14 protein-coding genes are annotated in these 14,759 nt (G+C 36.4%); 8 read left to right on the forward strand and 6 right to left on the reverse strand.

All coding sequences use genetic code 11. The annotated features are described in order from the left end of the window. Positions 1-8 precede the first annotated feature (8 nt). The 4 genes from TAGGR_RS08190 to TAGGR_RS08205 all read left to right on the forward strand — a co-directional run bounded on the left by TAGGR_RS08190 (position 9) and on the right by TAGGR_RS08205 (position 2,992). Positions 9-722, forward strand: a complete 714-nt coding sequence (locus tag TAGGR_RS08190; RefSeq protein WP_059176876.1) for a hypothetical protein — start codon at positions 9-11, stop codon at positions 720-722. A gap of 13 nt (positions 723-735) precedes the next feature. Further along, complete coding sequence (locus tag TAGGR_RS08195) at positions 736-1,797, forward strand: hypothetical protein (protein WP_059176877.1); 1,062 nt, start codon at positions 736-738, stop codon at positions 1,795-1,797. Between the two features lie 242 nt (positions 1,798-2,039). Continuing rightward, on the forward strand, positions 2,040-2,627 hold the full coding sequence (locus TAGGR_RS08200; protein ID WP_059176878.1) for a hypothetical protein: 588 nt from the start codon (positions 2,040-2,042) through the stop codon (positions 2,625-2,627). Further along, entirely contained in the window at positions 2,624-2,992 is a 369-nt protein-coding gene (locus tag TAGGR_RS08205) for an ATP-binding protein (RefSeq protein ID WP_201783836.1), read from the forward strand. The genes TAGGR_RS08200 and TAGGR_RS08205 overlap by 4 nt, the downstream gene beginning before the upstream one ends. A gap of 998 nt (positions 2,993-3,990) precedes the next feature. Here TAGGR_RS08205 and TAGGR_RS10700 read toward each other — a convergent pair. Then, positions 3,991-4,155, reverse strand: coding sequence for a hypothetical protein (locus tag TAGGR_RS10700; RefSeq protein ID WP_161936202.1), 165 nt, complete (start codon positions 4,153-4,155; stop codon positions 3,991-3,993). Positions 4,156-4,344: 189 nt separating this feature from the next. Here TAGGR_RS10700 and TAGGR_RS08210 point away from each other — a divergent pair, with 189 nt between their 5' ends. Next, on the forward strand, positions 4,345-4,773 hold the full coding sequence (locus TAGGR_RS08210) for a putative metalloprotease CJM1_0395 family protein (protein WP_059176879.1): 429 nt from the start codon (positions 4,345-4,347) through the stop codon (positions 4,771-4,773). 158 nt (positions 4,774-4,931) lie between these two features. Here TAGGR_RS08210 and TAGGR_RS08215 read toward each other — a convergent pair whose 3' ends face one another. The 5 genes from TAGGR_RS08215 to TAGGR_RS08235 form a co-directional block, all read right to left on the reverse strand. After that, positions 4,932-6,494, reverse strand: a complete 1,563-nt coding sequence (locus TAGGR_RS08215; protein WP_059176880.1) for a L,D-transpeptidase family protein — start codon at positions 6,492-6,494, stop codon at positions 4,932-4,934. 85 nt (positions 6,495-6,579) lie between these two features. After that, entirely contained in the window at positions 6,580-7,830 is a 1,251-nt protein-coding gene (locus TAGGR_RS08220) for a DNA polymerase Y family protein (protein WP_059176881.1), read from the reverse strand. After that, entirely contained in the window at positions 7,827-8,411 is a 585-nt protein-coding gene (gene lexA, locus TAGGR_RS08225; RefSeq protein WP_062338502.1) for a transcriptional repressor LexA, read from the reverse strand. Before lexA ends, TAGGR_RS08220 begins: the two co-directional genes overlap by 4 nt. A 504-nt stretch (positions 8,412-8,915) precedes the next feature. Continuing rightward, positions 8,916-9,590 (reverse strand): hypothetical protein, encoded by a 675-nt coding sequence (locus TAGGR_RS08230; protein WP_059176883.1) that lies wholly within the window; start codon positions 9,588-9,590, stop codon positions 8,916-8,918. A gap of 105 nt (positions 9,591-9,695) precedes the next feature. Beyond that, positions 9,696-11,027: a TIGR02710 family CRISPR-associated CARF protein gene (locus TAGGR_RS08235; protein WP_059176884.1), complete on the reverse strand. Its 1,332-nt coding sequence runs from the start codon at positions 11,025-11,027 to the stop codon at positions 9,696-9,698. A 752-nt stretch (positions 11,028-11,779) separates the two neighbouring features. On the opposite strand from TAGGR_RS08235, the gene TAGGR_RS10705 reads away from it, so the two are divergent. The 3 genes from TAGGR_RS10705 to TAGGR_RS08245 all read left to right on the forward strand — a co-directional run bounded on the left by TAGGR_RS10705 (position 11,780) and on the right by TAGGR_RS08245 (position 14,759). Further along, a complete protein-coding gene (locus tag TAGGR_RS10705) occupies positions 11,780-11,944 on the forward strand; it encodes a hypothetical protein (protein ID WP_161936203.1) in 165 nt (54 codons plus the stop codon). A gap of 93 nt (positions 11,945-12,037) precedes the next feature. After that, complete coding sequence (locus TAGGR_RS08240) at positions 12,038-13,321, forward strand: aminotransferase class V-fold PLP-dependent enzyme (RefSeq protein ID WP_059176885.1); 1,284 nt, start codon at positions 12,038-12,040, stop codon at positions 13,319-13,321. An 82-nt stretch (positions 13,322-13,403) separates the two neighbouring features. Beyond that, positions 13,404-14,759, forward strand: coding sequence for an L-serine ammonia-lyase (locus tag TAGGR_RS08245; RefSeq protein WP_059176886.1), 1,356 nt, complete (start codon positions 13,404-13,406; stop codon positions 14,757-14,759).

Raw genomic sequence — 14,759 nt, forward strand, 5'->3', positions numbered from 1 at the left:
GGTTAAAAATGAATAAAATTGTATGTTTATTTTTAATCTTATTTTTGCTTTTCAGTAAATTAGCTTTTGCATTCTCTGATATCTCTGGAGAGTACATGATTAAACTTAAAGGAGTTGATGGAGGAATTGAAATTAAAGCAAAGGAAAAGGATAAATTTGAATTTGAACTTAACACAGTTACAGGTGGTTGGTATACCTGTAATGTTGAAGGCGTAGCTACATTTATAGAGAAAAATAGAGCAATTTTCAGAGATGAAGAGGGATGCCTTATTACCTTCACATTTAAAAATAATCAGATTGATTTAAAAACACAGAACTGTTCGATTTATTGTGGACTAAATGGAATTATGGATGGTAAGTATGTCAAAAAATTAAAAAAGAAGGAAAAGGATGAATTTAAAAATAGAAACTGGGTTAAATTCGCAAGTTCAAAAGATAATGTGCTTGAACTGTTCTATGATAAAGATTCTGTTGCTCCATCTGTTGGTGGAAGTGTCTTTATTACAACAAAGCTGGTTGAAAAAGGAAATGAGATTATTATCGCAGACCTATCAGTAAATTGCGGCAGCAGGAATTCACCTCTTGATCTCATCTACATACTCTCAAAGAGAAAAGGTAAATGGGTTGAGGACTCTCCAACAAATCCTGAATTAAAAACCTACACTTCAGTTTACAGAAACAGTGTAGTTATTGAGAGTCTCCATGAAATAGTTTGCAGATAAAAAGGGGCAACAAATGAAAGAGCGTGTTTATTTTACAGAGAAGGAGTTAAGAAAAATTGAAGAGGCAGTCTATGACATTTTAGATGAAGATAAAGAAAATAGCCTGAATGGTGAAATGATACTTGAGGAACTCTTTAGAAAAGGATTTTCTTTTGGAAAATACAGTAAAAATCAATTAAAGCGTATGCTGATTAAATACCTTAAAAATTGGTCAGATTATGAACTTAAAAAATTAAATTCAATTGCACAAAAAGACTTAAAAACAAATTTTAGAATTGACAATTTACTGATACTTCAAGAATTTCTGTTTCTTGCTGTAGATGACCTGACTTTTCGGTTTAATGAGGCATTTGAGTTAGGATTTAAGCTAATAAGAGAAAGAGAGATTAGAAAATTTGTTGAAACCCTTTATCAGGGAATCTTCAATCCTACTCAGGAAGCTCTTGAAAGGACAAAAAAATTTAGAGAGGGAATAGAAGTACTTTTTTCACAGAAAGAACCAAAAGGATTATTGGATAAGTATTTTAAAGAAAAAGACAATTTGGATGATGAAGAATTAACAGAAGAAATTTTTGAGGAACAAATATTTGAAGAGGAGAATCAAGGGGATATAGAAATTACAGACTATCATGTTTTTTCTAACATTGTTGAAAGCCTGATAGACAACAAAAATGAACTCGAAAAGGAAAAAATAAAGCAGATATTTAATGATGCTAAGGTTAATTTCGATAAAATTACAGACCATGAACTCATTTTAGAATTGTTCAATATGGCAAAAGAGGCTGTAGAGAGAGAGATAAATGAGGATGAATACATAGCCCATAAGTTTTACTCAATAGATTTCGATGATATATATAATGACTGTGTAGACATTGATGACCATCAGTCAAAGGATTGCAGGCTCGTCTATCTATTTAATCTGTGGTCTCTTTCCCAGAGACCAATTAAGAAAATGAAGTTGAAAAGGTTTGAATTTTTTGAGTCGAGACTTAAATTTACGGTAACTGAGAAAAATCTAATTGAGTTCATAAAAGAAGAAATCAAGAAAAGAAGAGTTCGGCAAAGAAAGAGTTGAACTTGGATTAATCAATAATTATTCTGACATTTTGGATTATATCTCATTTTACAAATTATGACCTATCACTCTCTATTTTGTAGGATAAATTTTGCCATTAAACTGCATTGGTCCAGATTTAATCTGAAACTACCATTAGAGAGTTATACTAAGTATGTTATATTTTTAAAGCCACAAAAGCTGTATTAATTTCAGCTTTTTCTTTTTTTAACATTAAATTTTGATTGGGAGAAAAATGGAAGATGAGAAAGTTAGATGAGATTTTAAATGAAGCATTCTCCAGGGAACAGAGAAAGGATTTGATAGAACTATTCAGTTTACTGTATGCAGATGATGTGGCTTATGCAGTTGCTGGCGGAGTTGCGGTAGCTTATTGGGTTATTGGTCGTACTGCCACTAAGGGTGATATAGACATTGTTATTGAGGAAGGGCATTTTGAAGATATAGTTAAGTTTTTATACGATAGAGATTGGAGTGTGACCAGTGGCGGAGGTGTAATAACAGGAGGCTTAATCGAAAGATTCTTTATTTCTGGGAAAAGAGGTGGTATAAAGGTTGATGTATTGATAGTTAAAGATGGATTATTTTTTGATAATTGGAGAGAGTGGGTAAAGTGGGAAGGAGTTAATGTTGCAGTTTTAAGACCAATGTGGTTAGTGCAATTTAAGTACGATTCTGGTAGAGATAAAGACAATGAGGATTTAATACAACTTCTAAGAGTGATGAATGACGAGGAAATTAAAAAAACAGAGTACATGGCATTGGAATTTTTTGGAAAGGATGCATGGAAAGAGATTGAACTATTAATAAAAGAGAAAGAGCTACAGTGACTGATATATCGCCATTTCTTGTGATGGTAAAAAATTTCAAATCCAAGCCTTATTCAAAAACATTGCCACAATATATAGAAAGTCTGAGCAGAATAGAGCTGCTGATAATAGATGAAGTTGGATATCTTGAGATAAGCAAGGCATCAGCAGCTTTATTTTTTAAACTCATATCAAAGAGATATGAAAAGACCTCAACAATAATAACAACGAACAAGCCATTTGAAGAGTGGAATGAGATATTTGGAGATGAAGTAATAGCAGCAGCAATACTTGACAGACTTCTTCATCATTGTTATCCCTTTTTTATAACAGGGAAAAGCTACAGGATGAAAGAATTATTTGAGAAAGGGGTGAAAAAAGAATAAAAAATGATACTATATAGGGTGGGTCAAATTTCGTGAAAAAACCCGGGCCAATTTTCATGAAAATTTACACTTGGAAACTTGACCTCATCTAAAAGGGATTGCGACTTTCAGTGTTGAGCTACCATACTTGTCACTGCGAGGGTGGCATTCCACCTGAAGCAGTCTCTCCATTCCTACAGAGTTGAAACGAAGAGATTGCTTCTCCCTCGCTGTGCTCGGAGTCACAATGACGAGAGAGAGGCGAGATTGCTTTGTCGCTGACACTCCTCGCAATGACAAAGTGAAAAACAACTCGCAATGACAGAAAAAGCACACAATGGCAGAAGAGAACGCTTCTTGCGATGATAAAAAAGGGCGGTTGTAATGATGGACTGTAGAGATTGCTTCGTCGCTGACATTCCTCGCAATGAGAGGGTAAAAGTCCACAATTACAAGTAAAAGGGCATGTAATTAGAAAAACTGTGTCTTACCTACGAACCATCCTTAAGGACACATAAGTGAAGCGGAGAAGTCGTAGTGTTCAGTATTTAAATTGTTTTTGGCAGTTTTAGTAGAAATTTGTGTTTTTTATTGCTCTGTCATTTTTGTACATAAAAAAATTTACACAACCGTTTTTAAAAACTTACTTGACGTTTTAAAAACTTATTTGACGGCACATGATGATTTGTTAAATAAACATAAAACTCGAGGTTTTGGGGGATTATCCTCAACTTGACCTTTAACTACAGTATCAACGATCTTTGACAAGTATGGACTCTCAAAAGATGGACGAAAATTGAAAGCAAACACTTACATTTTGTCCCTTAAAAAAATAGGAGAAATTCTATATAATCTAAAACATCCTTTTTTAAATCTCCAGGAAGTTCTCGTATTTTCAATTCGTCGATTTCTTTTTCCATGGTCTTTACCTCCTGTAAGTCTATTTTAGGTTGTTCAATATTCTGCAATTTCTTATATTTTACATTTTTATGGTTTAGAGCTCTTCCTTTTACCTCGATTCAGTTATCATATTTCCTAAATACACCACCCATGAGGTCTCCTATGATTTGACCTGTAAAACCACTTTCGCAGAGTTCCAAATCGCAAAACTTATCTCCCAAAATGACCCCCTTCTCATATTCTTCTACAGCCTTGACTTCTCCCATATAAACAATCTCTCTCAACCCTATTACCCCGACTTCTAAAAAAATCTCTTATCCCCAGTATATCACGCTCTAAAAACTCCCTGTGTTAAGTATTTGGGCGTTCGCTGTATTTATTCATTTTTTATGAGAGAATCTCATTGTTCCACTTTTTAAATTCAGCGTGAAAAATTATTGATTTAGTCTTTTGATTTTTAATAAGATTTCAACATGAAGGTAGATAATCAATACTCATCCGTTCAGATAATAAATACAATTGAACAGCAGAAAATTAATCAAATAATACAAAAACTTAGAAACATTGAAAATCGGGTGATAGCCCATGAATTGGCACATAAATCAGTAGCAGGCAGATATGCAAAATCTGTAAGTTATACATATACAAAGGGACCTGATGGAAGAATGTATGTAACAGGCGGTGAAGTTTCTCTTGATGTATCAGAAAAGCGTTCACCGGAGGAGACAATCAAAAAAATGGAAATCATAGAGGCTGCTGCTCTTGCACCTTCTGATCCTTCTCCACAGGACATAAAGGTTGCCCAGGTGGCAGCAATTAAAAAGATGAAAGCTCAGTTTGAGCTTAACATGAATAAACAGAATGAGGAGTCTCAGGGTAAAATAATAGATGTCTTTGCTTGATTTGAGTTAAGGTATAAAAACAGCCCAGAGGATAAAAATGAAATTTATACCAAAGACACTTTTTATCTTGAGCATTGTATCATTGGGGTTCAGGCTTACAGGTTCAGCAATCAGAAATTTTAACTGGATAATTCGGAAACTTATGAGGAAATGATACTCTAATTTTTTAGTAAATGTTTAGCGATAATGCTGTCATAGCCATAAATATCATCAAAAAAATAGAGTTCTCCATCTTTTACAAGATTTGTAAAATAGAGAATATATATGGGTACAGGATTTTTTAGATTGATATAAAATGTTTTCTCGCTTTTAAGTGCTTCCTTAAATTTATTCCCATCCCAGTTCATTGAGTTATTGTTTTCAATCAACATTAAAGCTAAAGGTAAAGCTTGTTCAACTCTTATACAGCCTGAACTAAAGGCTCTTTTATTCCTTGTAAAAAGTTTTTTGTCGGGGGTGTCATGTAAATATACATCAAAATTATTTGGCATGTGAAACTTTATCTTTCCTAAAGCATTATTCTTTCCTGCTTTCTGAATCAATTTGAAATTAAAGTTTTTTTCATCTATGTTCTTCCAATCTATTGTAGATGGGTCAATTTCCTCTCCTTCTTTATAGACTTTTATATTTTCACTGGTTATGTATTGGGGATTTTTTAATATCTTCGGTAGGATGTCTTTTAATGCTATTTTATGTGGTACGTACCAATCAGGATTGATGATTATACGAGTTATTTTGCTGTAAAGTAGAGGTGTAGGTCTAAAGTCCTCTTGAAAATCCTTACCTGCTATTATGCGACTATAGAGAAGAAGTTGTCCCTTGTCATAAAAATAGGCTTCAAAGGAGGGAATATTTACCAATATGTATTTTTCGCCAAAACTTTCAGGAAGCCATCTAAATTTTTCGAGATTTATCCTTATTTGATTGATTCTATCTTTGATTGAAAGATTTAAAGTCTTGACAGTATTTTTTCCAATGATTGCATCTGTTTCAAGATTATGTAATTTCTGAAATTTGACTATAGCCTCTTTTAATTTTTCATCAAAAAAAGGAGATTCTGAAGAATTATCGATAAATCCAAGAAGATAAAGTCTCTTTCTTATCTCTGCCACGGCTGGATGCATTTGTCCGGGTTTTATCTTTCCTTTGAGATCTATTTTGTTGAATTTTTCTCTATCCAAAAGATTGTAATATTTTATGAGATACTCCTTTAAAAGTCTGTAGTTTTCGTATTTTGGTGAGAGCCTGTCAAAGAGAGATAAGAGTCTGTCATCTTTAATCAATTCTATGAGGGTTTCCAACACTATATCTCTCTTTTTGGGAAAGTCCCATCTTTCAAAAACCTTAGCTGGATTTATAAAACCATAATAGGCATGATATGCAATTTTTATGAGAGTATTCGTAATTCTCAGCTCATTTTCATCCTTTGTTCCTGAAAAATCGACTTTATAGTGGGAAGGGTCTAATCCTTCAAATTTTGATTTTTCAATGAGGACTTTCAGGTCATTTATCCTCTTTTCATTCCATACGGGCTCAAAGTCTAAGGCTCTGTATAGAGTTTTTATCTTTTCACAATTAAGTATACGGGAGTTACATTGTTCAATAGAGTTTATAATGGATTGGGAAGCAAAGGTCTTTTCTATTGGGTATGATATGAAGAATAATGGCAGAGTAAGGAGAACAAACAGAAAAAATTTATTAGATATGAAGATTTTTTTCATGTTCCAGCGTAAATTTGTCCTCAGTTTTCCTCTCTTTAATGGGTAGAGTTTAAGTTAATACATAGTTCATGCATTTTGTCAATATTTAAATTTTCAAATTAATAAAAGGGATTTTCATCCTCTGCTGCCTCTTCACTTTTTCCTTTTTATTTAAAACCGCACCATGCACTAAAATATCTCTTCCAAACCTTATCTTCAACTCATCGAGAGTATTGTAGAGTTTTTCAATTTTGTCTAACTTTACTTGATTTTCAAAGAGACTGCCCTGTCTCATCTTCATTGATGTGAGTTCAACCAGTACAACTCCTGTCTGTCTGTATGTCTCTCCTTTCTCATAGATTGTTTCAAAAGCTCTTTTCATAAAGGGAAATATATCTTCAGGATAGGCTGTCTCTGAATTAAGCCTTATTTCACAGGCTCTGTCTCTGAAATCCTGTGTTTTTATAAATATTATGATTTTCTTTGTACATAATCCATATCTTCTTGCTTTGAAACAGGCATTTTCAAGGTTTTCTACAAGATGGGCATAAACTTCCTCTTTTTCTTTTGTCGGTGTAAATGTCTTTGCTTTGCTTATTGATCTGTATTCCTTCTTTGGTTCAGGATTTACTGGATATATGCTTCTTCCATTAAGCTCATGCCATATTTCATAAAATGGTTTTGAAAAATGCTTTTTTATAAAGCTTTCAGATTTAGTTGCAAACTGAAGTGCTGTCTTTATGCCGAGTTTTTCGCAGTATGCGGCTGTATTGTGACCTATTCCCCATATTTTTTCAATGGGAAGGTCCTGTAAATAAAGATGTATCTGTCTTCCCGGTATTACTGTTAGTCCGTCAGGTTTTTTATGTTTTGATGCTACCTTTGCAAGCACCTTTGTAAGGCTTATCCCAACTGATACTGTAATGCCAAGCTCTTTCTTTATCGTTTCTTTTATTCTCATTCCAATCTCATCGTAGGAACAGTGATAAACTCTACGAAGCCCTGTAAGGTCAACAAATGCCTCATCTATAGAGTATTCCTCTACCTGCGGAGAAAATCTTCTCAGTATCTCAAACATTCTTACTGAAAAGAGAGAGTATTTTTCATAATCTGAGTTGATGAAAACTGCATCGGGGCAGAGTTTTTTTATCTCATGAATTAGCATGCCTCTTTTTATTCCCTTTGCCTTTGCTTCATAGCTTACTGCTGTTGCCATTCCTCTTTCTGCTCCAACTATTACAGGCTTTCCCTTAAGTAAGGGATTTACTGCCTGCTCAACAGAGGCAAAAAAGCCATCGGCATCTATGTGAAGGATAGCTTTAATCCAATCATGAATCATTAATGGTCTTTCAGTCATTTTAACTTCCTTATTACTGCAACAACAACGCCTGCTATGTTTAACTCTTTCTTTGGTTTTATAGGTTTATAGCTGGGATTAGCAGGCTCAAGGATTACCTCTTTTCCAACTCGCCTTAGATACTTCATTGTCCACTGTCCATCAACCTGTGCAATAACTATGTCTCCACTTTTTGGTAGAAGAGACCTGTCCACAAGAACATAGTCATCGGGCATTATTCCTGCTTCAATCATAGAGTCTCCTGTTACTTTTAGCATGAAAGTAGATAAGGGATTGTTGATTAACCATCGGTCAAGGGAGATTGTATCAATAAGTTCTTCCTCTGCAGGAGAGGGAAAACCTGCCTCAACTAAGCCTAAGACTTTTATGGGATTTGTGAGAGTTTTTGGAATAAGTCTACCCTTTAAGTCTTTCTCTACGATATTGAGTTTAATTAGTTTTTCAACGAATTTGAAAGCTGCATTTTTTGAGCTGAATCCAAGTAACTGTGAAATCTCAGAGTAAGATGGCATTCTGCCGTTTTCCCTATAGAAAAGCATGAGACGGGTGATTCTTTCCTTTAGTTTATCATCTCTTTTCATGAGAATATTATAATTGAACTTTCGTTCACTGTCAAGGGGGGTAATTTTGTGTGGGTGCGGTATAAAAGGAAATTTTAAATTTTTAACTGTCAAAGTGGATGTCCCGATGTCTCTTTTTCCTGTCATTCAGAGGGACTCGATGCCCTGAGGAATCTCTGATCCCACTACAATGCACCTTTTTAGTCATTCCGAGGGATTAAATGTCCCGAAGCAGTCTCTGAGTTCATACAATAATGAAAAGGCGAGATTGCTTCAGGCGCTAACGCACCTTCGCAATGACTCGTTTTTCTCTCATCATGCAGGACTCAATGCCTTTTTCTTAAACGGGATGGACTCGATACCTTCTTCTGTCATTCCGAAGGGTTCGATGCCCTGAGGAATCTCTAACTGCCTCTGTCGGTAAAATGAGGGATTACTTCGTTGCTTGGACTTTTTGCGATATTGAAAGTACAGTATATTTTTTCAAGAAACTAAAAATGCACAGACATAGTCTTAATAAGATATTTAACCGATTTCTTCGAAGTTCAGTATGTCCATGTATTCCCACTCTCTCCATCCCATTACATATATACCTGAACGGGTCGCATACTTTATTACATTGTCAGGAAAAGTTATACTGCCAAATATAATTATCAGTTGTCTTCCTTGAGCAAACTCAGGGAAAAACTCGAAAAATCTTCGCGACTTCTCTTTTATGGCGTCTACATCCTGAACTCGGGGAGTTGAACGAACTTCAATCATGAAGACTTTGTCTTCACAGGCTGCTATAGCATCTATTTCATAGTCCTCTCCGTTTTTTCTTCTGAACATTCGCTGCCCTTCAAGAGTAACCTCACAGTTGAAGTATTTTTTCAACACAGGACGCAAGGCTGGTGCTACAAGGTCTTCAACAATGGTTCCCATTTTTTTGGCAAGATTGCTCCACTCCTGATTTTTACGCCTGTTTTCCTCTTCCTGCCTCTTTTTGAATTCGAGCATTTCATTTTTGAATTCTCTCATTTCATTTTTGAACTCTCTCATTTCATTTTTGAACTCTCTCATCTCCTCTTTGAATGCACGAAGTTCTGCTTCAGTCCTCATCTGAGAGTTGTAAAGTTTGTTAAATTCAATTCCGACACTTCTGATGAACTCTTCTAAAACTTCTTCAAGTTTACTTACTCTTTCTTCCAATACAGGCATTTAAAACCTCCAAGAGTTATTGCATAGTATATGATATCATATTTAACTAACTATGAAAAAAGATTAACAAGACTGCAATACCACACACCAGCTCAATAAATATAGCTAAAATCCTATGTCTTTTAGAGCTTGTGGAAACTGTAAAGCCTGGGCAAAGTCTTTTACTCCTGCTGCTTTAAGTGCATCAGTTAAGAAGTTGTGAAATTGGTCTTTTATTTCTCTAAACTCTTCTTTTAGTATTGGCGTTAATCCATGAGCAAGTATGGAGTTATTTCTTGATTTCAGGCAGTCAAGAAGCTTATTTTTTCTCTCAAGATAGAGTTTTCCCACAGGATCATCCATACTTCCAAGTAATTCATAGCTCTTTGTAAGGGCAAGTTTCAGAATTCCGTCTTCACTATTTTTCTTGCATTCTTCTCTTAGAAACTCTATTGCTTTTTCAGTTTGAACATTGAACTTTGAATTTTGAACATCTATTTTAAGTTCGTCGCAGTTTATCTTGGAGTTATCTATTCCATAGGAAAGCTTTAGTCGTAACTGAGCAATCATCTCTATAGCTCTGTAGTATCTCGCAACGGCATCGTCGTATCTTTCCTGTTCAGCCCTTCGTTCAGCATTCATCATCAGGTCAATTACTCTCTCATATCCATGAAATGGCTCTTTCTTTCCAAGAATTTGCTTGAGCCAGAGATAATACTTTACTACCGATTTTTGAACTGGACTGTCTTTTGTAATTGCTTTCAGTATTCTTTCAAACTCCTCATAGGCACCCTCATGCTGAAATTTATCCCATAAAACAAAGGCATAAAGTATGTTCCTTATCAGCATTATTTCATTTCGTGTTTCGTGATTCAGAGGATATTTAAGATAAGTTTTTGTTTTTTCAATAATTTCCTCGTAGTAGTAGCCTTTCATCAATGAATCGAAATAGGTTTTGTCAATTCTATAAAGGAGATTCATTTTGTTAATGGCAACTGGGAAGTCTCCGCTGTCAATTTTAGTTAGATTGGTTCTCTGACCGGCATTAAAACAAAGTTCCCAACCTTCTTGAAAGATACTGACAAGCACCAATGCAACACTCATGGTTTTTGTACCACCAGTGTAGTTGGCAATTACTTTTATAGTTTTTTTCTCAGGAAATCTTTCGTTGATTCTACTAATCAGCTGTTTTTCTATTTCTTTAAATGTTTCGTTAAGGTCGTCAATTATGTCCACTGGAAGAAGTATTTTTTCATATTGTTCAGATGTAAGATTACATTCTCTTACAATAATTATTTCATTGTCTTTTAACTTCTCTCCATCAACAATTCTCTCTGATGCCACCTCTGATTTTCCTGAAGAGCAGATAAAGTAGATGAAGTCAAAGTTGGTCTCTTTAATGGCATTAACAATTGGTGCAGGACTACCACCTACTGTAAAAACCCCAATTGTTTTCATGAGAGCCTCCGTTTTTTCTTTAAATTATACCAAAATGTGTGTGTTAGAATTGTAAAATTAAATCAGCCGAACAAACCATATCAAGCTGGTAACGATTTTGTTCTGACATTACGTGTTAAATCAATCTTGTTTTTCCACATACTTACTTTAGGAAGCACGAAATAGCCGTTGGCATAGTGTTTATCTGTTCATATCGGCATTTTCAGGATATAATCATAACCTGTTGTTACGGTAATGACTTTTTTGTAAAATTGCAATGGGATCTGTAACTTGAAGCAGAGAAGTGAGTAATAGAAACCATATTCGTCACTGCGAGGGTGGCATTCCACCCGAAGCAGTCTTCCCATTTTTTCCAGAGTTGTAACGAAGAGATTGCTTCGCCTTCGGCTCGCAATGACAGAAAAAAGTTACTCGCAATGACAGAAAAAAGTTACTCGCAATGACAGGGGAAAAGCCCGCTATGACAGAGGAGGACGCTTCTTGCAATGATAAAAAAAGGCGTTAGCAATGACTGACTGTAGAGATTGCTTCGTCGCTTACGCTCCTCGCAATGACAGAAGAGAGCCCGTGTTCGTAATCATGAGTGAAAATTCTCACTGAAAATTGACCCACCCTTTTATTAAAATAATTCCTAAAACAGGGGGAAAGGAAAGGGTGATAAGCATGGAAGATTGGATAACAATAAGAAATCTTAAGAAGAAAAATTCAGAGCTCGGCAAAATAGCAATTGCAATTGCTTATTCTTGACAACAATGAAAAATAAGACACAGCCAAAAACATGCCTAAAAATTCAAAAATACGGCAGCATCTACTACGGTCTCATTGGTGCTAACTATCATAAAGAGGTCAAGATAAAGCACACTGACCTTGGTACTATCAAAGGCAAGACTTATAAAGAGCTAAATAAAGTTTTTTAGTGAGGGTGAATTTGTAGCCGAAGAGTTGAAAAGATAAATAGCCTTAATCCCTTGCTGGATAAGGGAGATGCATAAAAAAGGAGGTATTTAATCATGAATCGCAGAGATTTTATGAAATTAGCAGGAGCAATCACAGTAGCCACAACTGGAGGATACACCCTCACAGAGTTGATGAAGATGGAACCCTTGGAGTTGCTGGTAAAAGAGGCAGAAGCAGCCACTATCCCAATGGCAAGGATGAATGCCTTTGCAAAGGAGTGTGTAAAGAGGAGTAGGTATGTTATAGGATACCCAAATAATCAAAACATAAACACAAAGGATTTTTACAAGTGGTATGTTGAAAGTGGACTTTGCAATATTCACATGAACAATGTAGGCAATCCATGGAAGCCCTCTGGTGCCTTAATAAATTCCCACGAGTTTGAAAGGGAGGTAATCGAGTATTTTGCTCCTTTCTTTGGCTTTAAAAAAGGAGAATACTGGGGTATTGTTACCCATAGCGGGACAGACGGTAATATGCACGGTATGTATTTTGGCGTAAAATATTTACAAGCAAAGACAAAGCAGTTACCTATAGTGTATGTATCAGAAGAGGCTCACTATTCTATAAAGAGATTGGCTGATGTGATGAACCTTGAGCTAAAGTTAATTCCAACCTTACCTATGGGGCAGATGGATGTATCTGCCTTTGAAAAAGCCCTTGATCCAACAAAGCCTGCATTAATAGTAATTGCCATTGGAACCACATTTAAAGGTGCCATTGATGACCACCCAAAGATTGCAGAGATTGTAAACAAGGTCAAGCCTATGGCAGTATATACTATGTATGATGCAGCATTATTTGGAGGTTTTTTGCCTTTTACAAAATATAGGGATATAGTCAACAGAGAAAAAATGAATTTTGATTCCATTGCAGTGAGTGGGCATAAGTTCTTTGGCTTTGATGAGCCACTTGGTCTATTCATTACCACTATGGAGGTGTTTAATAATCAAAACCCCTTTAAGGTTAACTATCTCAATGATGCGGTACCGACAATAACATGCTCCAGGTCTGCCTTAGGGGCATTGAAATTCTGGTGGCATTTGGTGAAAAACGGTGAAAAAGAATATAAGAGACAGGCAGAGCATATCCTGTCAGTAGCCCAGTATCTCAAGAAAAGGCTTGATGAAATGAATTATCCAGCCTGGTTAAATCCCATGTCTAACACTGTTTTCTTCAAAAGACCAAGTGACTGGATAATGAAGAAGTGGGACCTTGCCCCTGAATACGATGAGAGATTGGGAGGACCTTTAGCCCACGATGTAATTATGCAACACGAAACTGAAAAGACTGTTGATAAGTTTATAGCTGACTTGAAGAAGGATTTAAAGAAATGAAATTAAGCACCTTTTTGATAGAAAATAATGGTCCAACTTCAAATTTTTGCATGGATTTCATAGTCGTCAAAGGAGAGCTATGATGACAGCCATAAACACTTCCGTCTTTGAACTTTTGAAGATAGGTCCAGGACCTTCCAGTTCTCACACTATCGGACCTATGAAGGCTGGCTATGATTTTCACTGCCTTATGCAGCAGTTACCACAGGAGCAACAGGAAAAAGCAACTGAGTTGAAGGTATATCTATTTGGTTCCCTTGCTTCAACAGGTAAAGGACATGGTACTGATCGGGCAGTACTGGCAGGGCTTTTGGGATATCAGCCTGAATCATGTTCCCCTGCTATTTTAGACGGCATCAATCCTGATAATCCTGAAGGTATTTTGTTGCCATTGGGCAGGCTAAAATTGCTCTTTAAGCCCACTGACATGATATGGGATAATCAACAACATAACTATCCATTCAGTAATACCATAGTAATGCGGCTTTACAGCAAAGACAACATATTGCTGGAAAAGGAGTATTATTCGGTTGGAGGTGGTTTTCTACAATGGAAGGGATGGCAAGAGCCAAAGCAGGGCGTTCCCCGCTATCCCTATGCCAATGCAGAACAGCTTTTGAAACAACTGAGAAAACATCGCCTGCGGATAGATGAACTGATGCTTGCCAATGAAATTGCCATTACAGGATGTTCTAAAAGGCAAATTAAGGAAAAATTAGATCATATCATCAAGGTTATGCAACAGTCGGTAGAGCGGGGTATTGTGACTGAAGGTTTTTTACCCGGTCCTATTGGTCTACATCGCAAAGCAGCTTTGTTGTATCAGCGGGCAAAGGCAATGCCTCGCTCCATTGACCGGATGTTGGTGTTTCTCTGCGCCTATGCCTTTGCTGTAGCTGAAGAGAATGCATCTGGTCATATTGTGGTAACTGCTCCTACCTGTGGATCAGCTGGAGTGATTCCAGCAGTGATACAGGTGTTGCTAAAGCACCAAAAGCTCTCCCGTGATGTGGTACGCCGTGCGCTTTTAGGTGCCTCTGCCATTGGCTTTATTGCCAAACATAACGCAAGCATTTCTGGTGCCGAAGTGGGCTGTCAGGGAGAGATTGGCGTTGCCTCTAGTATGGCTGCGGCTCTCATTGCTTTAGCTTATGGCTGTGATGAAAGAATTGCCTTAAATGCAGCAGAGATAGCCTTAGAACATCACCTTGGCATGACCTGTGATCCAGTGAAAGGATATGTACAGATCCCTTGTATTGAGCGTAATGCTATGGGAGCAGTTAAGGCTTGGACAGCTTATTTGATTGCCAAGGAGAGCCTGCCTGAGTGGCATAAAGTGGGGTTAGATAAGGCTATTGAGGCAATGCTTCAGACTGGACGCGATATGAAGGTTGAATATCGCGAAACCGCCATGGGCGGTCTTGCCAAAGTTTGTTGA

The organism is Thermodesulfovibrio aggregans (assembly GCF_001514535.1).
Taxonomy (GTDB): Bacteria; Nitrospirota; Thermodesulfovibrionia; order Thermodesulfovibrionales; family Thermodesulfovibrionaceae; genus Thermodesulfovibrio; species Thermodesulfovibrio aggregans.

Coding starts and splice junctions, on each gene's coding strand:
- TAGGR_RS08215 (WP_059176880.1), bottom strand. CDS start 6,494: ATGAAAAAAATCTTCATATCTAATAAATTTTTTCTGTTTGTTCTCCTT.
- TAGGR_RS08195 (WP_059176877.1), top strand. CDS start 736: ATGAAAGAGCGTGTTTATTTTACAGAGAAGGAGTTAAGAAAAATTGAA.
- TAGGR_RS08230 (WP_059176883.1), bottom strand. CDS start 9,590: ATGCCTGTATTGGAAGAAAGAGTAAGTAAACTTGAAGAAGTTTTAGAA.
- TAGGR_RS08210 (WP_059176879.1), top strand. CDS start 4,345: ATGAAGGTAGATAATCAATACTCATCCGTTCAGATAATAAATACAATT.
- TAGGR_RS08190 (WP_059176876.1), top strand. CDS start 9: ATGAATAAAATTGTATGTTTATTTTTAATCTTATTTTTGCTTTTCAGT.
- TAGGR_RS08200 (WP_059176878.1), top strand. CDS start 2,040: ATGAGAAAGTTAGATGAGATTTTAAATGAAGCATTCTCCAGGGAACAG.
- lexA (WP_062338502.1), bottom strand. CDS start 8,411: ATGAAAAGAGATGATAAACTAAAGGAAAGAATCACCCGTCTCATGCTT.
- TAGGR_RS08240 (WP_059176885.1), top strand. CDS start 12,038: ATGAATCGCAGAGATTTTATGAAATTAGCAGGAGCAATCACAGTAGCC.
- TAGGR_RS08235 (WP_059176884.1), bottom strand. CDS start 11,027: ATGAAAACAATTGGGGTTTTTACAGTAGGTGGTAGTCCTGCACCAATT.
- TAGGR_RS08220 (WP_059176881.1), bottom strand. CDS start 7,830: ATGACTGAAAGACCATTAATGATTCATGATTGGATTAAAGCTATCCTT.
- TAGGR_RS10705 (WP_161936203.1), top strand. CDS start 11,780: ATGAAAAATAAGACACAGCCAAAAACATGCCTAAAAATTCAAAAATAC.
- TAGGR_RS08245 (WP_059176886.1), top strand. CDS start 13,404: ATGACAGCCATAAACACTTCCGTCTTTGAACTTTTGAAGATAGGTCCA.